Origin of the sequence: Vibrio sp. 1562 (assembly GCF_033340155.1) — a bacterium.
Lineage (GTDB): Bacteria > Pseudomonadota > Gammaproteobacteria > Enterobacterales > Vibrionaceae > Vibrio > Vibrio alginolyticus.
Map to the genome: position 1 here is coordinate 251,184 of NZ_JAWOVY010000004.1, position 19,678 is coordinate 270,861.

Consider the following 19,678-nt stretch of genomic DNA (forward strand, 5'->3'; position numbering starts at 1 on the left):
TTATTGGGACACACTGCCATCTATGGCGCGTTGAATACCCAGTGGGTTCGACGCTTTTAATGAATCCGGCAATAAAGATTCTGGTAAAGCTTGATAAGCGACGGGACGCAACCAACGATGAATAGCCTCTGCCCCGACAGATGTTGAGGCAGAATTGGTTGAAGCCGGATAGGGTCCACCATGAACCATAGCGTAACCAACCTCGACGCCAGTTGGCCAACCGTTGAATACAAGGCGTCCGGCGATTTCTTCCAAACTTGGAAGCAGTTGCTTGGCTTGTTCTTCGTCTTCAGCGGTAGCGTGAAGGGTTGCGGTGAGCGAGCCAGTCAGTGAATCACTCAGTTTCAACATGTCATCGAAATCTTCACAGATTACGATCAACGATTGAGGACCGAATATTTCTTCTTCCCATTGCGGGTTTTTACGCCAGTTTTTACTGTCCGTCACGAACAGTGCTGGTGCGACATTGGTCACTTCTGCTTGTTCAGAACGAGTTACGTTAATGCCTGTTTCGGAAGCTCGCTTATCCACTTCGGATTCATACGTTTCTCGGATTCCTTGCGTTAGCAAAGTGGCCGTTGATTGTTGTCGAATTAACCCTTGAGCGATTTCGATAAAGGCTTGCGTTTCTGGGCTATTCAAGACAAATACAACGCCTGGTTTTGTACAAAATTGTCCACAGCCCAAAGTCATAGAAGCCACAAACTCTTCAGCCAATGAGGCGTTTGCTCGTATGGCTGAAGGGAGAATAAATGTTGGATTAATCGCCCCTAGTTCACCATAGAAGGGGATTGGCTCTGGTCTTTGCTGAGCTAGATTGAACAGCGCACGGCCACCACCGACGGAACCTGTAAACCCAACCCCTTTAATTTTTGGATGGGTAACGAGTGCTTGGCCAAGTGCGCGTTTGTTGCCTTGCAATAGCGTGAAGATGGCTTGCGGTAAGCACTCTTTCTCAAGTGCAGCCTCAATACACTCTGCAACAAGTTGACTGGTGCCAGGGTGGGCGGTATGGCCTTTTACAATCACAGGACAGCCAGCTGCCAGTGCCGAAGCCGTATCACCACCTGCCGTAGAAAATGCGAGCGGAAAATTAGACGCACCAAACACGGCGACAGGGCCAATTGCGATTTGCTGACGACGAATATCTGGTTTCGGCAGTGGTTGACGGTCTGGGTTTGGCGTATCGAAAATTGCTTGATGGTGATTACCTGAGCTCACAACCTCGGCAAATAGTCTTAATTGGCTCGCTGTACGTCCTATTTCACCGCTTAAACGTGCTTCGGGAAGGGCAGTTTCTAAATGAGCACGAGCAACGATTTCTTCACTCTTCACTTCCAATTCAGAGGCGATAGAGCAAAGTAAGCTCGCTCGCTTTGCATTGCTTAGTTGGCGAAACTCACGCGCAACGTTTTGGGCGGCTGAGGCGGCTTGATTAACTTCTTGCTCTCCATGTACCGGAAACGCAATAGGTAGAGGCTCACCAGTAAAGGCGTTGACTGCGTAAAAAGTGGTTGGTTCTTGTGGGTTCATCATTCTTCCTTACTATCCTTATTACTTCACTTCAAATCCGTACGCATATGGGTCTTCATCGTCTACCCATATTGTGTTGTGACCGTATACTTGTGCCCATCCTTCAATACTTGGCAAAATAGCGGCTTTGCCATTCACTTCGGTAATGCCTTCTATACGTCCTTGAAATAGGCTGCCGATGATACTTTCGTGAATAAAGTCTTCTCCTTGATTGAGTTTGCCTCTTGCATGCCATTGCGCCATGCGTGCACTAGTACCCGTACCACATGGCGAGCGATCCAACGCTTTGTCGCCGTAAAACACAGCATTTCGAGCGGTGGCGTTTTCTTGAGTGGGCTCTCCGGTCCATAGCACGTGAGAAACACCGCATACTGTTGGATCTTCTGGATGTACGCACTCAACCGCTCGAGATACCGCTTCGCGAACTTTTGGTGAAAGCATCAAAATTTCATCTGGAGAGTAGTGTTCAAGTCCGGCATAGTTTTCTTGAGGATCGACGATTACGTAATAGTTTCCGCCATAAGCAACATCGACAGTGAGCTCACCTAAGCCCTCTATGTCCACGGTTACGTCTTGGTGGGCAAGGTAAGCTGGTACGTTAAATATCCTCACTGACGTGACCTTGTCACCTTTTGTTTGGTAGTGCACTTCGATTTGTCCTGCTGGGACATCAAGTATCAAACGGCCTTCTTTTTTGGGAGTGATAAGGCGATTCTCGATAGCGGTAGTGACGGTTCCAATGGTGCCGTGGCCACACATTGGTAAGCAGCCACTGGTTTCAATAAACAGAATTGAAGCGTCTGCGTTATCGCTGCAAGGAGGCAAGACAACTGACCCCGACATCATTGAGTGTCCGCGAGGCTCAAACATGAGTGCCTGACGAATCCAATCATAATGCTCAAGAAAGTATTGGCGCTTTTCGCTCATGGTATTGCCTTCGAGTGGAGGCACACCGCCTGCGACCAGCCTAACTGGGTTGCCGCAGGTGTGGGCATCAATACAGAAAAAAGTTCCTTGTCTCATTTTTCGCTCCTTGCTGAAAAAATGGTTGAATTAAACAATAGTGATGTTAACGTAATGTAAAATATATTGTATACAATCTACGTTTTCAAGTGTGACTCGGAGCATATTTATGTTGGTCAAGGATGAAACAAAAAAGGAAAGGATCGCCGTGATAGGTGCGGGGATTATTGGCTTATCAATTGGATTGAAGTTGCAGCAGCAAGGTTATCAAGTCACAATTTTTGATCCCAATGGCGTGGGGAATGGATGCTCTAAGGGAAATGCAGGTCATATCGCGACTGAGCAAATCTTCCCTCTTGCAACGCCAGCGCTGCTTCCACAATTACCTAAAATGCTGCTAGATCCCAAAAGTCCGGTTTCGATCCGTTGGCAAGATATTCCAAGCACTATCGGGTGGATGATTCGTTTTCTATTACAAACAAAGCCATCAGCCGCGGAGCAGGCAAAAAACGCGATTAAAACTCTTAACGAGCGGTCAGTGGCAAGTTGGCGTGGCGTGCTTGATTCAATCGGAAAAGCGCATCTAATAAAAATGAATGGTTCATTGCTCACTTTTGAAAACGAGAAACTGTTTAAAGACTACCAAAGTACGCTTAACTCACTGGCCAAAAACGGTGTGGCGTATCAAGTTTGGACGCAAGAGGCGATTCGAAAGCGGATACCTGATCTCAGCCATAAGGTTCGTGTCGGCGTCTTTTTTCCCGATACAGGACATACGCTAGACCCTTATCAGATCTGTGTTGAGCTAAGTGAAGCTTTTGAAGCTCTTGGCGGTAAGATTTTACAAAAAGGTGTATCTGCGTTGGAGAAAAATGGTGATGTGTTGGTTGAGTCTCAAACACATTCATTTGACCGAATCATTGTTGCCGCTGGTGTACATTCTAAGCCTTTGATATGGCAGCTAACCGGAGTCAAAGTGCCTATTCAAGCCGAGCGTGGTTATCACCTAATGGTGGATGACAAGCGTGATGTACTGCCATTTCCTATTAGCTCTGCCGATAGAAAATTCATCATGACTCCGATGTCTGGCGGGCTACGCTTGGCAGGCACTGTTGAGTATGCCGATGTAGAATCACCACCCAATATGAAACGTTCAGAAATGCTTTTTCAGTTAGGTGATGAGATGTTTGAATCGGAGTTAAATCCACTCAAGCAAGGAGAAAAGTGGATGGGTAATCGGCCTTCAACAGTCGACTCGTTACCGGTTATTGATAGCATTTGGGATGGAAATGTATTACTGGCATTTGGCCACCAACACCTTGGATTAACTCAAGCGGCGATTACGGCAGATCTCCTTTTAGAGCTTATCGAAGGAAAGCCGACATCGATTGATCTATCACCTTTTTCATTACAACGATTCGCCTGAAAAATTTAATATTAAATATTGTATAAAATATATTAAATGCTAATGTTAACTTAATTTTAACAAAAATGGTGTCCAACAGCCGTACTCGGATGCCTCCAGAAAAACAACCAAAAGGAGTAAAACATGTCACGAATGACCAAAGCACCATTGGCGCTGTTGATTTCAGGAATGCTGTTGGGGGCCTCTGCTTATGCTGAAGACAAATTGACGGTCGTATCTTGGGGTGGTGCATTCACCAAGAGCCAAGTGGAGGCATATCATAAGCCTTTCATTAAAAAAACAGGTGTTGAGATCGTATCCGAGGATTTCAGCGGCGGATTAGCTGAAATTAAAGCACAGGTGGAAGCGAACAACGTGCGCTGGGATTTGGTTTCTCTCGACAAGCCAGACATTGTTCGTGGTTGCGCCGAAGGGTTACTAGAACCAGTGAACCCAAGTATTTTGCCTCCGGGCGCAGATGGAACACCAGCACAAGAGGATTTTATTGATGGTGCGATTCACGAGTGCGCAATCAATACCATCGTAGTGTCCACTGTATTAGCGGTGAACGAAGACGCGTTTAAAGGTAAGGCTTTGCCTAGCAAGTTGACCGATCTCTTTGACCTAAAAACTTTTCCAGGTCGACGTGCATTGCAAAAACAACCTCAGGGTAATCTTGAGTGGGCACTATTGGCTGATGGTGTAAAACCAGAAGAGGTCTACAGCCTGCTCGAAACCGAAGCCGGGCGTGAGCGTGCGTTTGCTAAGTTGGATACGATCAAATCAGAAGTGCTGTGGTGGACAACAGGAGCCCAGCCACCTCAAATGCTTGCAGACAAAGAAGTGGTGATCGCCTCGGCGTTTAACGGCCGAATTCACAATGCCCGTAAAGATGAAGGTCAACCATTTCGGATTATATGGGACCGTCAAATGGGTTACATGAATGGATGGGCGATACCTAAAGGGAGTGAGAACACAAAGCTTGCATTGGACTTCATTGCTTTTTCTTCAGGAACAAAACCATTAGCTGATCAAGCTAAGTACGTTGCCTATGGGCCTACGCGTAAGTCGTCTTCGGCGGAGGTGAACCCAGACATTTTAGCGAACCTTCCTACCGCACCTCAAAACTTCCAAACCGCCTTCCTGATTAACGATGAATGGTGGTCAGACTACGCGGATGAACTAAATGAAGAGTTCAATACCTGGCTGCTTAACTAGGCGTTAATTTGTGTATGGGGTCGAGTTTTCATCCATAAGCGAGGTTCCGTACTTTTCCTCAACTGTATTTATGTTTTCGGAGAAATGATGAAAGTCATCGAAGCACAGCAAGTCGCGCAATGTTTAACAATGAAGTCTCTTATTGAAACGATGCGTGAAATGTACTCGCGGCCAGCAACAATACCTCAACGCCGAGTCATGCCCTTAGAAGAGGGAGAATACGAGGCGTTTGCGCTACTTCCAGCTTGGAACCAGGAGTTAATTGCGGTGAAAGCCTTTACGTATTTCCCGCATAACCCTGAGCAAGGCAAAGATACGCTTGCATCTAAGCTGCTTGTTTTTAGACGAAACGATGGTGAGCCGCTCGCACTCGTGGACGGTAAAGTTTTAACGTTTTGGCGCACCGCCGCAGCTTCTGCGTTGGCAGCGGACTATTTGGCGCGTCCCGATGCTGATCGTCTGTTGATCTGCGGAACGGGCAATCTTGCGCCTTATTTTGCGTGGGCATACGCTGCGGTTCGCCCACTTAAGCAGGTTTATATTTGGGGGCGTAACTCAGATAAAGCCGAGGCGACGGTAGATGCCATTGTGTCATCTTCAGAGTATCAGTCGCTTCCTGATGAGCGTCGGTTTCGCGTTTCAGTCGTAGAAAATGTGGACCACATTATCAAACACGTTGATATCATCAGCTGTATTACCGCATCAGCAGAGCCTTTGTTTAATGGCGCAGACGTGCAGCCGGGCACCCATATTGATTTGGTCGGTAATCATGACTTGGATAAGCGTGAATGCGACTCCGAAGCAGTGCAACGAGCACAGGTGTATGTCGATAGCCGCATTAACGTATTAGCCGAAGCGGGCGATCTTCTCATTCCCATTCAAGAGGGCGTGTTCACGTCAGACGATATCAAAGGGGAATTACCGCAGCTTTGCGCCCAACAAATCTCAGGACGTCAAAACGATGAGGTCATTACTTTATACAAATCAGTTGGCAGTGCTTTGGCTGATTTGGCCGCTGTAAAGGCGGTGTTGTTAGAAAATGGCATAGATAGCTATGCCTGAGCATTTTTGCTTGTTTATTTAAATTGCATACAATATACATATAAGGAAAGTAGTTCATGAAAATTGATTGGAAAGGTGTTTATCCGGCGGTCAGTACGCAATTTCGTCAAGATCAGTCAATTGACTTAGACGCAACGCAAACTGTTATAGATAACCAAATTAAAGATGGTGTGAATGGCATTATCTGCTTGGGTACCGTCGGTGAGAACTGCGCGTTGTACCCGGAGGAGAAACGCCAGGTCTTGCAAGCGGCAAAAGAAGTCGTAAATGGCCGTGTGCCTTTGATTGCTGGTACAGCAGAGTCTATTACCACAGCAGCTGTTGATTACATGCAGGATGCGTACAAAATTGGTATCGATGGTTGTATGGTGATGCCTGCCATGGTTTACCGCACGTCTGAGAGCGAAACGTTCGAATATTACCGCACGCTAGCAGAAGCAACGCCAGAAATGCCAATCATGATTTACAACAACCCGGTTGCTTATGGTGTCGATGTAAACCTCGACATCATGGCGAAACTGGCTGAGTTTGAAAGTATTGTAGCTATCAAAGAGTCGACCACTGATACTCGTCGTATCACCGAGCTTTACAATAAATTTGATGACCGCTTTACCGTGTTCAGTGGTGTTGATGACATTGCTCTTGAATCATTGATGCTAGGTGCGACCGGCTGGATTTCTGGTTTAACCAACGCATTCCCAGAAGAGTCCGTTGCGATTTATAAACTGGCAAGCCAAGGTCGTTATGCTGAAGCGTTAGAGATCTACCGTTGGTTCTTACCCCTACTGCGTTTAGACACCATTCCTACGCTGGTTCAGTGCATAAAATTGGCCGAGCAAGTCTGCGGACGTGGCTCTGAACAAGTTCGTGCGCCACGCCAACTCTTACAAGGTGAAGAGCGTCAACAAGTCATTCAAATGGTTGAACATGCGTTAGAAACCCGCTTAGACCTATCCAAATACAATCTGTAATTGTGCTGTTTAGTAGAGCGTTAACTGACGCTCTACTCATTCGTAATATTCAAAAAATGAGAAGAGGGAAGTCATGAGCACGGAAAACAAGGACTATGTCAGCTTTCAACACGTTAAGAAAACCTACGATGGCACGAATTTGGTGGTGAAAGACTTCAACTTAGATATTGCTCCTGGAGAGTTCGTTACTATGTTGGGGCCGTCAGGATCGGGCAAGACCACTTGCTTGATGATGCTAGCAGGCTTTGAAACTGCGACCGGTGGAGACATTTATATCGATGGCGTTCCTGTCAATCATCTCGCGCCGCACAAGCGCGATATTGGTATGGTGTTTCAAAACTATGCGTTGTTTCCACATATGACCATTGCTGAGAATCTTGCGTTTCCTTTAAAGGTGCGAAAACTCGACAGTGACACGATTCAAAGCAAAGTTCAGAGTGCATTAGAAATGGTCGAGCTTGAGCATGTTGCGACTCGATACCCAAAGCAGTTATCAGGTGGTCAACAACAGCGCGTCGCGTTAGCGCGAGCATTAGTGTTTGAGCCTAAACTCGTGTTGATGGATGAACCACTAGGCGCGTTAGATAAGCAGCTGCGCGAGCAAATGCAGATGGAAATTAAACATTTGCATGAAAAGCTTGGCATTACCATTTTGTATGTGACGCACGATCAAGACGAAGCTCTCACTATGTCCGACCGTATTGCGGTTTTTAATCACGGCGAAGTGCAACAACTCGCGACACCAACCGAGCTTTATGAATCTCCGAGTAATACGTTTGTTGCGCAGTTTATCGGAGAAAACAACCAACTCTTAGGTTTAGTCAAAGAGTGGAACGGAAAGTATTGCCAAGTGCTCGTTGGGAAAGAGTTATTTACTGCGAAACCTGTCAGAGTCTCTGAGCACGGGCAGAGGACAACACTTTCCATTCGACCAGAAAAGATTGTTATTCAACCAGAGAAAGCGTCTTGTGAGAACCAAGTCTCAGGCGTCCTACGAGAATTGATTTATCACGGTGATCATTATCGTTTGGTCGTCGAAGTAGAGAGCGCTGGTCACTTCATCGTTAAAGTACCTAACGATAATCGTAAACACTTGCAGTTAACGCCTGGCTCAATTTGTCGTATTGGTTGGCAAAGTGACGATTGCCATGCTCTTGATGGGACACAAACTCAAAGTAGCGAGGTAGCAGCATGAGTCGAGAGCTAACCGCATTAGATTCTGTATTGGAGATCGAACGCCAAGTTCATCAGCAAGAAACCAATTTGAAAGCGCAGTTGCAAAAGGCCGAGCGCCGAAAAAAGCTTCGCTCCATTATGCTCACAACGCCATTAGTGTGTTTTATTCTGCTTACGTTTGCTTTTCCTATCCTCGACATGCTTTATCGAAGCGTGGATAACCGAGAAATATCCCTGTCACTCCCACAAACTATTCAAGCTTTAGAAAGTTGGGATTATCAAGGTCAGCCTCATCAAGAAGTCATTGAGGCATTCTCTGTTGAGGTACTTGCGCTTTATCAAAGCAAAGAGCTACCGAAAATAGCCAACCGGATGAATATTGAAGAGTCTGGTATGCGCAGTTTACTCATGAAAACCGGCAGAAAGTTGTCTCGGTTGACGTCGCTGCCGATCTCGGTGACACAGCTAGCTAAGCTGGATAAGCGTTGGGCTAATCCTAAATATTGGGCCGCGTTTAAGAATCTTAGTGGCGCATTAACATTCAGTCATTATCTTGCAGCGCTAGACTTGCAAGTGAATGAGTTTGGAGACATTGAACCCCAACCAGAAAAACGCCAAATATACGTCGACCTTTTCTTTAAAACTTTTTGGATGTCTATTTCAATCACCTTAATTTGTTTGGTGATGGCGTACCCCGTTGCTTACCTGCTTGCCAATTTACCTGATAAGCGCGCGAACTTACTTTTAATCATTGTGCTGCTGCCATTTTGGACATCATTATTAGTCAGAACCACGTCTTGGATTGTTCTGCTGCAAAACCAAGGGGTCATTAATGATCTCCTTATTTGGTCGGGTTTTACTTCTGAGCGAATTCAGATGATTCACAATACCTTCGGAACGGTGGTGTCTATGGTGCACATTCTGTTGCCTTTTATGATCCTGCCTCTGTATAGCGTAATGAAAGGAATTAGCCCAACTTATTTCCGTGCCGCTCGTTCTCTAGGCGCGACGCCTTTCATTGCGTTCATCAAAGTTTATATGCCGCTTACGTTACCGGGGATAGGTGCGGGGGCCTTGCTTACTTTCATTCTTTCTATTGGCTTCTACATTACGCCCGCTTTGGTTGGTGGAAGAAGCGGACAGATGATCTCCAATATGATTGCCTATCATATGCAGACATCACTGAACTGGGGGATGGCTGGCGCATTGGGTGGACTGCTTTTGTTCGTTGTACTGGTTCTGTTTTATATGTTCAACCGTGTGGTTGGCATTAACAACCTTAAGGTAGGGGGATAACCATGGCATTACCAAACTATGCATCAAAAGTAGAGCGAGTTGCTTACGCAGGTTACTTAGCTTTTTGTGGGGTGGTGCTGTTCTTTTTAATCGCTCCAATTCTGACCATCATCCCGTTATCGTTTAATGCAACGCCTTACTTTACTTTTACCGAGGGGATGTTAAACCTTGACTCGGCAGCGTATTCTACTCGCTGGTATCAAGAAATGTTTACTAGTGATCAGTGGCTGTTGGCGCTGAAAAACAGCACGTTTATTGCTTTTATGGCGACACTCGTTGCAACAGGGCTAGGAACTCTGGCGGCGTTGGGTTTAGCAAGTAGTAACTTGCCTTTTCGCAATACGATTATGGCGCTGTTGATCTCACCCATGATCGTACCAGTCATTATCTCTGCTGCTGCGATGTACTTTTTCTACACACGCCTTGGCTTATCACAAACTTATTTAGGCGTCATTTTGGCACACGCTGCGTTAGGTACGCCTTTTGTCGTCATTACCGTTACTGCGACGTTAAGCGGCTTTGACCATAGCTTGGTAAAAGCGGCGGCTAGCTTAGGAGCAAACCCTGTTTATACTTTCAGACACATTACCTTTCCGCTGATTCGTCCGGGGATGATATCTGGCGGCTTGTTTGCTTTTGGCACCTCGTTCGACGAGGTTGTGGTGGCGTTATTCCTGACTGGGGCAGAACAAAAAACCGTTCCGAGGCAGATGTGGTCAGGAATTCGAGAGCAAATTAGTCCGACCATATTGGCGGTCGCTACGTTGCTGATTTTTATGTCGGTGTGTTTGCTCGTGACATTAGAAGTTTTACGTAGACGTAATGTACGCATTCGAGGCATTCAAGAATAACCAGACTTTTTCTTTGTTGGTCACTTTGCACTTTTGTTTAGGGGCACCTCAATTTTTGATCAAATGCGCCTCATTGTAGGCGCTTTTCTTTTGTGTTTGTCGTCAGCGATGACTGACATATCACTCTTGTAGCTTAATGCCAGCTTGCTCGAAACGTGCCAAAGGCGACTTGTTTGATTGCTGATACCAACTAGCTGGCATGTTTGATTTAAGTCGCGCTTTTTCTTCCTTGCTAATCACAACATAATGCAAAAACGTATCAAGTGTGGTTCCCATCACGTCAAATGTCATTTCCCCATCTTTGCTGATGGCTTTCAATAACCCAACCACGGCTTCCTCAGGGACTAACGGTTCAACCACCGCCTTTTTTCGCTCTTTTATTGATGTTGAAGCGGGCAGTCTTGCACGTGCCGTCTCCCAGCAAACTTTGTTGGTTTTACTGACAAGGTTGTGCTTGTAGCAGTAGTAACTGAATAAAAAGCGTGGCAGGTTTTGCCAGCGTTCGGCTTGGACTTCTAACCAAAGGTGTTGTAGCTCAATATCAGCGTCGGTCATAGGAGTTGTTTAGCAAAAAGAAAAGAAACCATTTTATAGCTTTTGTGAGGAGCAATAAAAGATATTTGAATGGAAAGATAAACAACTAGTTGATCAATATTACTAAAGCAAATCGATTTCTGGCAAGCTCGTGCAACTGCAACTCGAGTACCAAAAACTGATACCGCCACATCTATTTGTTAACAAAATGTTTCTTCTTGTCTTGCGAGTAGGTTATATGGAGATGCTCTTGCAGTAATAAGGGCAGTGGCGATGCAAAAGACGTAATGCATCTAAGGAAAACTCAATATAGAAGAAATTAGATGGAACTGAAGACTTTGAGTGTCGCGATTGCGACAACATTAACCAGCACTGGCGTATTTGCGTTAAGCGAGCCAGTTTCTCAAGTTACAGAGCAACATGCACATTCGGCTCATACACACGGTGTTGAATCCAATCGAGTTGAATACCAACCAACCGCAACTCTCCCTATTCAGCCCTCCAAGGCAACTCGAGTACAGTCACTTGAAAGCCTTGATGAGTCGAGCACTGCTTGTGATTTGGAAGCATTGGTTACCGAAAGCAGTAACCAATTGATCAGCGAAATTTTAAGTCAGGGCGCGACGTGCGTGAACCAGTTATTCTCTGCTGAAAGTCGGGTTCAGGAGTCGGTATTTAGTTCCGATCATATGTACAACATCGCTAAGCACACTACGACCTTGGCGAAGGGTTATATGGGTGGCGGGAGCGATGAACTAGAAACGTTGTTCTTATACTTGCGCGCGGGTTATTACGCCGAGTTTTACAATGACAACATCTCATTTATTGAATGGGTTACTCCAGCGGTGAAAGAATCAGTGGATGCGTTTGTTAACAACGCAAACTTCTACGAGAACAGCGATCGTCACGGCAAAGTGCTTAGTGAAGTCATCATCACTATGGATAGTGCGGGCTTGCAGCACGCGTACTTACCACAAGTGACCCAGTGGCTTACTCGTTGGAATGATCAATACGCCCAGCACTGGTATATGCGCAATGCGGTTAATGGTGTTTTCACTATTTTGTTTGGTGGGCAGTGGAACGAGCAATTTGTGCAAGTAATTGGTAACCAAACAGACCTTGCCAAAGCTTTAGGCGATTTCGCTCTAAGGGCGTCATCAATCGGTGCTGAAGATGAGTTTATGGCCGCGAATGCGGGGCGAGAGCTCGGGCGTCTGACCAAGTATACGGGTAACGCGAGTTCTGTGGTGAAGAGTCAGCTAAGTCGAATCTTTGAACAGTATGAAATGTATGGTCGGGGTGACGCGGTTTGGCTTGCGGCGGCGGACACCGCTTCATATTACGCAGATTGTAGTGAGTTCGGAATTTGTAATTTCGAAACTGAGCTAAAAGGCTTAGTGCTATCGCAAACTTATACTTGTAGCTCGACAATCCGAATATTGTCCCAGAATATGACACAAGAGCAACACGCGGCCGCATGTTCTAAAATGGGTTACGAAGAGGGTTACTTTCATCAGTCATTAGAAACGGGTGAACAACCAGTAAAAGATGACCACAATACTCAGCTCCAAGTCAATATCTTCGATTCAAGCACCGATTATGGTAAGTACGCAGGGCCAATTTTCGATATTAGTACTGACAATGGCGGTATGTACTTGGAGGGCGAACCTTCCCAGCCGGGGAATATTCCCAACTTTATTGCTTATGAAGCCTCTTATGCGAACGCGGATCACTTTGTCTGGAACTTAGAGCACGAATACGTGCATTACTTAGATGGTCGATTTGATCTCTATGGAGGGTTTAGTCATCCAACTGAAAAAATAGTGTGGTGGAGTGAAGGCATTGCAGAGTATGTCGCTCAAGAAAATGACAACCAAGCAGCACTTGAGACGATTCTAGACGGCTCGACATATACCTTAAGTGAGATTTTCGAGACTACTTATGATGGGTTTGATGTCGATCGAATTTATCGTTGGGGGTACTTAGCTGTACGCTTTATGTTTGAAAATCATAAAGATGACGTAAACCAAATGCTGGTGGAAACACGCCAGGGGAATTGGAGCAATTACAAAGCAACGATCACCCAATGGGCGAATTTATATCAAAGTGAGTTTGAGCAGTGGCAGCAAGCCCTTGTCTCAAATGGTGCACCTAATGCAGTCATAACCGCAAACAGTAAGGGGAAAGTCGGTGAAAGCATTACATTTAGCAGTGAAAACAGTACAGACCCAAACGGGAAGATCGTCAGCGTCTTATGGGACTTCGGTGATGGCTCGACAAGTACACAAACCAAGCCGACGCACCAATATGGGAGTGAAGGGGAGTATTCGGTCAGCCTAAGTGTGACAGACAGTGAAGGCTTGACGGCAACCGCCACTCATACTGTTGTTATCTCAGCGTTGGGCGGTAATGACACATTGCCACAAGACTGCGCGGTGCAAAGTAAAGTAAGCGGTGGGCGCTTAACAGCAGGAGAACCCGTTTGCTTGGCAAATCAACAAACCATTTGGCTGAGCGTGCCAGCGGTGAATGAGAGCTTAAATCTGGCGATAACGACGGGGAACGGTACGGGTAACTTAAAGCTTGAATACAGTAACTCCGGTTGGCCGGATGATACTAATCTTCACGGATGGTCAGATAATATTGGTAATGGAGAGTGTATTACGTTGTCAAATCAGAGTAACTACTGGGGCTACGTTAAAGTCTCTGGTGACTTTGAGAATGCCGCCATCGTCGTTGATTTTGATGCTCAGAAGTGTCGTCAGTAGGGCATTTTAACTGCATCATTTTAATTTAATTGATCGCCTCGCTAACATTGCGGGGCGTTTTTGTTTTTCACGCCGTTATCTCTATAAAAAAAACCAGCCCGAAGGCTGGCAAACAAGGAGTTTGAGATGAAAATGAAAACGTTATAAAGCTTGCTGATATCCTATTTCTCAATAAGTTGGGTTGTGCGTTGAAGCCAGTTTTTATCTTGCGTATCAAGAAAAGGGCTAAGTGCTTGATAGACTCGTGAATGGTAATGATTGAGCCAGTCTAGCTCTGCTTGATCTAGCATTGATAAATCAAGGGCGTTGGTCGCAATTGGAGCAAGAGTGATGGTCTCAAAACCGTAAAACGTGCCGAACTCATTTTGTTCTACTTCTACAACTTTAAGAATGTTCTCTATTCTTACCCCGTACTCACCTTCGCGATAAACGCCTGGCTCATTAGTAATGACCATACCCGGTTTTAGTTCAACCTCGTGGTGGCTATGCGAGAAATTTTGTGGGCCTTCGTGAACATTCAAGCAAATGCCCACGCCGTGTCCAGTGCCGCACTTGTAATCAATACCATGTTGCCATAAGACGCCACGCGCCATGATATCAAGATTGGCACCCGTAGAGCCTTTCATGAATCGAGTCTGAGTCAGTCGGATGACCGCTTTGAGCACCAAGGTATAATCTTTGCGCTGCTTAATGGTCGGTGACCCGAAGTGGAAAGTACGGGTGATGTCTGTTGTCCCGCCAAGGTATTGGCCACCAGAATCGACGAGAAAGAAGTTGCTTTCATTGACTGCCGCATTGCTTTCTTCATCGGCGGCATAATGCATTTTTGCCCCGTGAGCTGCGAAGCCTGCGATAGTGCGGAAACTGTCACTCACATAATGTCGGGTTTGACGGCGATAGTGATTCAGTTGTGCCTCAGCAGACAATTCTGTAACGAGTCCGCTTGGAACTTGCTCTTCGAGCCAGTTCATAAACCTTACGATTGCCACACCATCATCTGTTAATGCCTGTTCTAGGCTAGTTAGCTCGGTCGCATTTTTTATGGCCTTCATTGCCGTTACAGGGCAAGCCATTGGCTTTAGATTCACATTCCCTTCAATCGAACTCACCAATAAGCTGTCTGTGTGGGTCGGGTTAAAAGCGAGCGATAATCCCTCACATTGCTGATTCAAATACTGACTTACGTAGTTGTAATGGCGAATGTGTACACTCTGATCGGTCAGCGCTCTTTCAACGTCTTGAGGCAGTTTGGCTTTATCAATAAACAGTGTCGCAAGTGATTGCTCTACGACTAGATAGGCTTCAGAAACTGGGCAGTAATTCGTATCACCACCTCGAATATTCATTGTCCACATGACATCATCTAGCGTTGACACTAATAAGCTCTCTACTTGGTTCTCGGTTAACCAAGAACGGATTCTCGCTAACTTATTTTCAGTGTCAACGCCAGCAAAAGCGGTGGGGTGCTCGAATACGGGTGCACTTGGGCGAGGTGGTCTTTCAAGCCAAATCGGTGTGAGTAAATCCAGGTCGAGAATGATCTTAATGTTTTTCGCTTCAAAGGTTTGTTTGAGGCCTTGATAAAAAGCGTAACTGATGGCGCGCCCGTCAACCGCGATAATACTGTTTTCTGGTAGCGTGGTAGCCAGCCATTTGGCAACTGTCGGCGTTTCTGGTTGTTTGGCTTTAAACAGTTCAAGTCCTGTGCCGTGTAACTGTTCTTCAGCTTGAATATAGTAACGACCATCAGTCCACAGGCCACCACCTTGTTGGGTAATGACGACATCGCCTGCTGAGCCGGTAAAACCTGAAATCCAGCTTCGCGCTAACCAATGATCCGCTGAGTATTCACTGTTATGTGGGTCATTGTTGGTCACGATATATGCAGACACGTTGTGAAAGGACATTGCCTCACGCAATAACGTAAGGCGTTGGTTTACTGAGTTAGTATTGTTCATTAAATGGTTCCTAAAGTCATATTTGAGCAATAGATATGATGCTGCTCCGAGCCTGTTTTTATTGGGTTCTGTTGCCCGCATACTTCTGTTGCTTCTGGGCATCGAGTACGAAAAACGCAACCGCTCGGTGGGTTAAGTGGAGAAGGAAGATCGCCGGGCAATAGTTGTATTTCACGGTCACGTGCTAATTGCGGATTAGCTATCGGGACAGCAGATAACAGTGCTTTGGTGTAGGGGTGTTGAGCATCATCAAATACTTGATCGTAACGTCCTACTTCCATAGGTTTACCAAGATACATCACCATAACGCGGTCGCTGATATGGCGCACCACGCTTAAGTCATGCGCAATCATCACCAGTGTTAACCCCATTTCTTGTTTAAGATCATCTAGAAGATTGATGACCTGAGCTTGTATGGAGACATCTAGTGCACTAACGGGTTCATCACACACGACCAAATCTGGATTGAGAATTAATGCTCTGGCAATGCCCACACGCTGGCATTGACCTCCGGAAAATTCATGTGAATAGCGGTTTCGCTGGCTCGCCAAGAGACCCACTTTATCCATCATAGCGATGACACGCTTTTCTACCTCTGCCCGTTTAAGCTTTGGCTCGTGGGTGAGCAGTGGTTCGGCGATGCATTCTGAGATGGTTAACCTCGGATTCAAACAAGCGGATGGGTCTTGAAACACCATCTGAAATTCTCTGCGTCGAGAGGAAAGCTCTTTTTTACTAAACCCGAGCATGTCTTGACCTTTCCAAGTCAACTCGCCATGTGTAGGTTCAATTAAGCGAAGTAAGGCGCGAGCAAGTGTTGATTTTCCGCAGCCTGATTCCCCCACAATGCCAAGTGTCTCACCTCGGTAAACATCTAAGTCGATACCATTGACCGCTTTCACGATTTTACGTCGACTTGGAATAAGATGACGTGAAACAGGAAAGTGGACGTTTAAATCACGAGCAGACATGAGGACTTCTTTTTTATTCATAACGCCTCCTTAAGCTTTTATTTGAATGGGAGTGATAACACTGGGTGCTTTAACGTGACAGGCAATGGACTGGCTCGTGTTTAATGGAGAAAACCGTGGGGTTTCGTATTGGCAACGCGTCTCTCGATGCTCGCACCGCTCTTTAAACGGACACCCTTGATGGTTAATCAACGCACTTGGTGGGTTACCTGGGATGGTTGGTAAACGCGGCATATCTTCAGTGATGGAAGGAATCGCCTTTAGCAGGCCTTGAGTGTAGGGGTGCGCAGGTTGAGCGAACAATGTCTCGGTATCTGATTGCTCCATTTTTTGACCACCATACATGACCAATACGCGATCACACATCTCGGCGACGACGCCCATATCGTGAGTGATCAGTAAAATAGCCGTATTGAACTCTTGTTGTAAGTCTCGTAATAGCGTCAAAATTTGAGCTTGAACGGTTACATCTAACGCGGTGGTTGGTTCGTCTGCAATTAACAACTCGGGCTTACACAACAAGGCCATCGCTATCATGATTCGCTGACGCATTCCGCCAGATAGCTCGTGAGGGTATTGATTCATCCGAGTTTCGGGAGAGGGAATACGCACCGCATCTAACATGTGAATCGATTCAATTTTTGCTTGTTTTCGGCTCATTCCTTTATGAATCATGAGAACTTCACAAAGCTGTTTGCCAATTTTCATGAATGGATTGAGTGACGTCATCGGATCTTGAAAGATCATTCCGATTTTCTCTGCACGGATGCGGTTGAGCTGCTTTTTAGACATCGCGAGTAAATCATCACCGTGGAACATCGCGCTGCCAGACACGGCGCCGTTGTCCGCGGTTAACCCCATTAATGCGAAAACAGACTGGCTTTTTCCCGAACCTGATTCCCCAACAATCCCAAGAGTTTCGCCCGCTTTAATCGAGTAGGAGAGATTACTGACCGCTTGCACTTGCCCATCTGGCGTATCGAAGCGCACGTTCATGTTTTCAATAGATAGCATGGGTTTGTCCTTATCGGTCTTTCGGGTCAAGAGCATCACGCAAGCCATCGCCGATGAAGTTAAAACAAAAGAGGGTGGCAACTAAAAACAGAGAGGGAAAAAGCAGCATCCACAATGCAACGTCAATTGTTTTTGCGCCTTCGGAAATCAGGATCCCCCAGCTCGTGTCTGGTGGTTGAACACCAAGCCCTAAGAAGCTTAAAAACGATTCGAACATAATGAATCCTGGTACCATTAAGGAGGAATAAACCATCACGATCCCAAGCACATTAGGCAGAACATGGCGTCGGACAATTGTCAATTTAGAAACCCCAATAGAGTGTGCGGCTTCGATGAACTCTCGCTTTTTTAGACCGAAGGTGACACCACGTACAACACGGGCAATGCCCAGCCAAGATACCATTCCGATCACGATAAAAATCAGGTAGATGTTGTTGCCAAAAAGGGTAACAAACAGGATAACCATAAACATAAATGGCACCGAATCGAGCACCTCAATAATGCGCATCATTACGCTGTCGACAACGCCACCAAGGTAGCCGGAAATACTTCCCCAAATCGTACCAATAACAACGGCGACTAAGGCCCCGACAAAGCCCACCAAAATAGAGAGCCTGCCGCCTTGCATCGTGCGAGCAAAGACATCTTGCCCGAGGTCATCAGTACCAAAGTAATGGCCACTGCTCAGTGAAGGTCTCCCTAGCTCGTATGGATCGATGAGCACTTCCCAGTCAATTTCATCATGGCCAAAAGCGGCAAGAGAGGGGCCGAAGGAGATGCATAAGGTAATGAACGCCAAAACATACACTGATGTCATCGCGGCTCTGTTTTTACGAAATCGAGTCCATGCATCCTGCCAAAGACTGCGACCTTCGACGGCTTCAATATTGTCGACGACTTGATCTTGAAGAGCTTGTGTATCCAGTTTTTTGATCGTTAACATGCCGGACTCCTAAACGCGTATACGAGGGTCGATAATCGTATATAGCAAGTCGACCACAAGGTTAAAGAAGATAGTGAGTGAAGCGACAATCAGAGTAATGCCCATTACTAGGCCGTAGTCGCGGTTGAGAGCCCCAGATACAAAGTGTTGTCCCATGCCACCTGTACCAAAGAAAATGTCGATAATCACCGAGCCTGTCACAACAGACACAAACGCAGGGCCGAGCATCGCAACGACGGGAATCAGGGATGGTCGCAAAGCGTGATGGAATAAAATGTAGGTTGTGGACAAACCTTTGGCTTTTGCCGTTCGAATGTATGGTTGGTTGAGCGTTTCAATCATTGCGCCACGCATGACGCGTGCAATACTCGCAATGGAGCCAATCGCTAGGCTGAGCACGGGAAGAACAAGAAAAGCCAGCTTTCCTCCTTCCCAACCACCAGCAGGGAACCAGCCGAGCTGAATAGCGAAGATCATGACTAAAACTGGAGCAAGCACGAAAGCCGGAACCACAACTCCAGTCATCGAAAGTGTCATCAGGCCGTAATCTAGGCGGCTATTTCGGTTCAATGCCGCAATGGTGCCAAGCAACATGCCAAGTGGAACGGAAATACAAAAGGAGAGTACGCCTAATACTGCTGAAACTGGCCATGATTGTGCGACGAGCTGTGTAACACTGAAGTCTTGATAAACGAAGCTCGGACCGAGATCTCCTTGTATGAAATTACCAATGTAAATCCAAAACTGAGTAAGGAAGGGCTGGTCCAAATGGAATTTTGCTTCGATATTCGCACGTACCACCTCTGGCATAGGCCGTTCCATATCAAATGGCCCCCCTGGTGCAATGTGCATCAGCCAAAATGATACGAGTGCGATGAATAGAAGCGTGGGGATAGCGATAGCTAATCGCTTAACAATGTACCAAATCATGATCCATCATCCTTTGGTCATCCGAAATCACTTCGAACGGTTATGAATAAAAAATGGTCTGAGCTCAGGTTGCCTTCTCCACCGA

At 46.2% G+C, this 19,678-nt stretch carries 16 protein-coding genes; 8 read left to right on the top strand and 8 right to left on the bottom strand.

What is annotated here, in order from left to right:
- Both R7Z49_RS06315 and R7Z49_RS06320 read right to left on the bottom strand, forming a co-directional pair.
- Positions 1-1,533, bottom strand: a complete 1,533-nt coding sequence (locus R7Z49_RS06315) for an aldehyde dehydrogenase (NADP(+)) (RefSeq protein WP_017820890.1) — start codon at positions 1,531-1,533, stop codon at positions 1-3.
- Between the two features lie 21 nt (positions 1,534-1,554).
- Positions 1,555-2,556, bottom strand: a complete 1,002-nt coding sequence (locus R7Z49_RS06320) for a 4-hydroxyproline epimerase (RefSeq protein ID WP_017820891.1) — start codon at positions 2,554-2,556, stop codon at positions 1,555-1,557.
- Between the two features lie 109 nt (positions 2,557-2,665).
- On the opposite strand from R7Z49_RS06320, the gene R7Z49_RS06325 reads away from it, so the two are divergent.
- The 7 genes from R7Z49_RS06325 (at position 2,666) to R7Z49_RS06355 (ending at position 10,475) form a co-directional block, all read left to right on the top strand.
- Positions 2,666-3,922, top strand: a complete 1,257-nt coding sequence (locus R7Z49_RS06325) for an NAD(P)/FAD-dependent oxidoreductase (RefSeq protein WP_033905157.1) — start codon at positions 2,666-2,668, stop codon at positions 3,920-3,922.
- Positions 3,923-4,045: 123 nt separating this feature from the next.
- Positions 4,046-5,119: a polyamine ABC transporter substrate-binding protein gene (locus R7Z49_RS06330; RefSeq protein WP_017820893.1), complete on the top strand. Its 1,074-nt coding sequence runs from the start codon at positions 4,046-4,048 to the stop codon at positions 5,117-5,119.
- Positions 5,120-5,206: 87 nt separating this feature from the next.
- Positions 5,207-6,181 (top strand): ornithine cyclodeaminase family protein, encoded by a 975-nt coding sequence (locus R7Z49_RS06335; protein ID WP_158174229.1) that lies wholly within the window; start codon positions 5,207-5,209, stop codon positions 6,179-6,181.
- A gap of 56 nt (positions 6,182-6,237) precedes the next feature.
- Positions 6,238-7,152 carry a dihydrodipicolinate synthase family protein gene (locus R7Z49_RS06340; protein ID WP_005377851.1) on the top strand — a complete coding sequence of 305 codons (915 nt, stop codon included), beginning with the start codon at positions 6,238-6,240 and terminating at the stop codon, positions 7,150-7,152.
- Positions 7,153-7,225: 73 nt separating this feature from the next.
- Positions 7,226-8,347 carry an ABC transporter ATP-binding protein gene (locus R7Z49_RS06345; RefSeq protein ID WP_158173834.1) on the top strand — a complete coding sequence of 374 codons (1,122 nt, stop codon included), beginning with the start codon at positions 7,226-7,228 and terminating at the stop codon, positions 8,345-8,347.
- A complete protein-coding gene (locus R7Z49_RS06350) occupies positions 8,344-9,624 on the top strand; it encodes an ABC transporter permease (protein WP_258669505.1) in 1,281 nt (426 codons plus the stop codon). Before R7Z49_RS06345 ends, R7Z49_RS06350 begins: the two co-directional genes overlap by 4 nt.
- Positions 9,625-9,626: 2 nt before the next feature.
- A complete protein-coding gene (locus R7Z49_RS06355; RefSeq protein ID WP_006741629.1) occupies positions 9,627-10,475 on the top strand; it encodes an ABC transporter permease in 849 nt (282 codons plus the stop codon).
- 120 nt (positions 10,476-10,595) lie between these two features.
- Here R7Z49_RS06355 and R7Z49_RS06360 read toward each other — a convergent pair whose 3' ends face one another.
- Positions 10,596-11,030 (bottom strand): hypothetical protein, encoded by a 435-nt coding sequence (locus R7Z49_RS06360; RefSeq protein WP_149191858.1) that lies wholly within the window; start codon positions 11,028-11,030, stop codon positions 10,596-10,598.
- A 302-nt stretch (positions 11,031-11,332) separates the two neighbouring features.
- Here R7Z49_RS06360 and R7Z49_RS06365 point away from each other — a divergent pair, with 302 nt between their 5' ends.
- A complete protein-coding gene (locus R7Z49_RS06365; protein ID WP_258669504.1) occupies positions 11,333-13,777 on the top strand; it encodes a collagenase in 2,445 nt (814 codons plus the stop codon).
- 161 nt (positions 13,778-13,938) lie between these two features.
- Here R7Z49_RS06365 and R7Z49_RS06370 read toward each other — a convergent pair whose 3' ends face one another.
- From R7Z49_RS06370 to oppB, 5 genes are read right to left on the bottom strand one after another with little or no spacing between them, the layout of a single operon-like run.
- Positions 13,939-15,735 (bottom strand): aminopeptidase P family protein, encoded by a 1,797-nt coding sequence (locus R7Z49_RS06370; protein WP_258669501.1) that lies wholly within the window; start codon positions 15,733-15,735, stop codon positions 13,939-13,941.
- Positions 15,735-16,727 (bottom strand): ABC transporter ATP-binding protein, encoded by a 993-nt coding sequence (locus R7Z49_RS06375; protein ID WP_258669497.1) that lies wholly within the window; start codon positions 16,725-16,727, stop codon positions 15,735-15,737. Before R7Z49_RS06375 ends, R7Z49_RS06370 begins: the two co-directional genes overlap by 1 nt.
- Positions 16,728-16,736: 9 nt before the next feature.
- Positions 16,737-17,720 carry an ABC transporter ATP-binding protein gene (locus tag R7Z49_RS06380; protein WP_258629260.1) on the bottom strand — a complete coding sequence of 328 codons (984 nt, stop codon included), beginning with the start codon at positions 17,718-17,720 and terminating at the stop codon, positions 16,737-16,739.
- A gap of 10 nt (positions 17,721-17,730) precedes the next feature.
- On the bottom strand, positions 17,731-18,663 hold the full coding sequence (locus R7Z49_RS06385) for an ABC transporter permease subunit (protein WP_064376407.1): 933 nt from the start codon (positions 18,661-18,663) through the stop codon (positions 17,731-17,733).
- 9 nt (positions 18,664-18,672) lie between these two features.
- Positions 18,673-19,593 (bottom strand): oligopeptide ABC transporter permease OppB, encoded by a 921-nt coding sequence (gene oppB, locus R7Z49_RS06390; RefSeq protein ID WP_005377838.1) that lies wholly within the window; start codon positions 19,591-19,593, stop codon positions 18,673-18,675.
- Positions 19,594-19,678 lie beyond the last annotated feature (85 nt).

What these genes read in the sequence shown, in the direction of transcription:
- R7Z49_RS06315 (WP_017820890.1), bottom strand. Translation starts at nt 1,533, where the DNA reads ATGAACCCACAAGAACCAACCACTTTTTACGCAGTCAACGCCTTTACT.
- R7Z49_RS06320 (WP_017820891.1), bottom strand. Translation starts at nt 2,556, where the DNA reads ATGAGACAAGGAACTTTTTTCTGTATTGATGCCCACACCTGCGGCAAC.
- R7Z49_RS06325 (WP_033905157.1), top strand. Translation starts at nt 2,666, where the DNA reads ATGTTGGTCAAGGATGAAACAAAAAAGGAAAGGATCGCCGTGATAGGT.
- R7Z49_RS06330 (WP_017820893.1), top strand. Translation starts at nt 4,046, where the DNA reads ATGTCACGAATGACCAAAGCACCATTGGCGCTGTTGATTTCAGGAATG.
- R7Z49_RS06335 (WP_158174229.1), top strand. Translation starts at nt 5,207, where the DNA reads ATGAAAGTCATCGAAGCACAGCAAGTCGCGCAATGTTTAACAATGAAG.
- R7Z49_RS06340 (WP_005377851.1), top strand. Translation starts at nt 6,238, where the DNA reads ATGAAAATTGATTGGAAAGGTGTTTATCCGGCGGTCAGTACGCAATTT.
- R7Z49_RS06345 (WP_158173834.1), top strand. Translation starts at nt 7,226, where the DNA reads ATGAGCACGGAAAACAAGGACTATGTCAGCTTTCAACACGTTAAGAAA.
- R7Z49_RS06350 (WP_258669505.1), top strand. Translation starts at nt 8,344, where the DNA reads ATGAGTCGAGAGCTAACCGCATTAGATTCTGTATTGGAGATCGAACGC.
- R7Z49_RS06355 (WP_006741629.1), top strand. Translation starts at nt 9,627, where the DNA reads ATGGCATTACCAAACTATGCATCAAAAGTAGAGCGAGTTGCTTACGCA.
- R7Z49_RS06360 (WP_149191858.1), bottom strand. Translation starts at nt 11,030, where the DNA reads ATGACCGACGCTGATATTGAGCTACAACACCTTTGGTTAGAAGTCCAA.
- R7Z49_RS06365 (WP_258669504.1), top strand. Translation starts at nt 11,333, where the DNA reads ATGGAACTGAAGACTTTGAGTGTCGCGATTGCGACAACATTAACCAGC.
- R7Z49_RS06370 (WP_258669501.1), bottom strand. Translation starts at nt 15,735, where the DNA reads ATGAACAATACTAACTCAGTAAACCAACGCCTTACGTTATTGCGTGAG.
- R7Z49_RS06375 (WP_258669497.1), bottom strand. Translation starts at nt 16,727, where the DNA reads ATGAATAAAAAAGAAGTCCTCATGTCTGCTCGTGATTTAAACGTCCAC.
- R7Z49_RS06380 (WP_258629260.1), bottom strand. Translation starts at nt 17,720, where the DNA reads ATGCTATCTATTGAAAACATGAACGTGCGCTTCGATACGCCAGATGGG.
- R7Z49_RS06385 (WP_064376407.1), bottom strand. Translation starts at nt 18,663, where the DNA reads ATGTTAACGATCAAAAAACTGGATACACAAGCTCTTCAAGATCAAGTC.
- oppB (WP_005377838.1), bottom strand. Translation starts at nt 19,593, where the DNA reads ATGATTTGGTACATTGTTAAGCGATTAGCTATCGCTATCCCCACGCTT.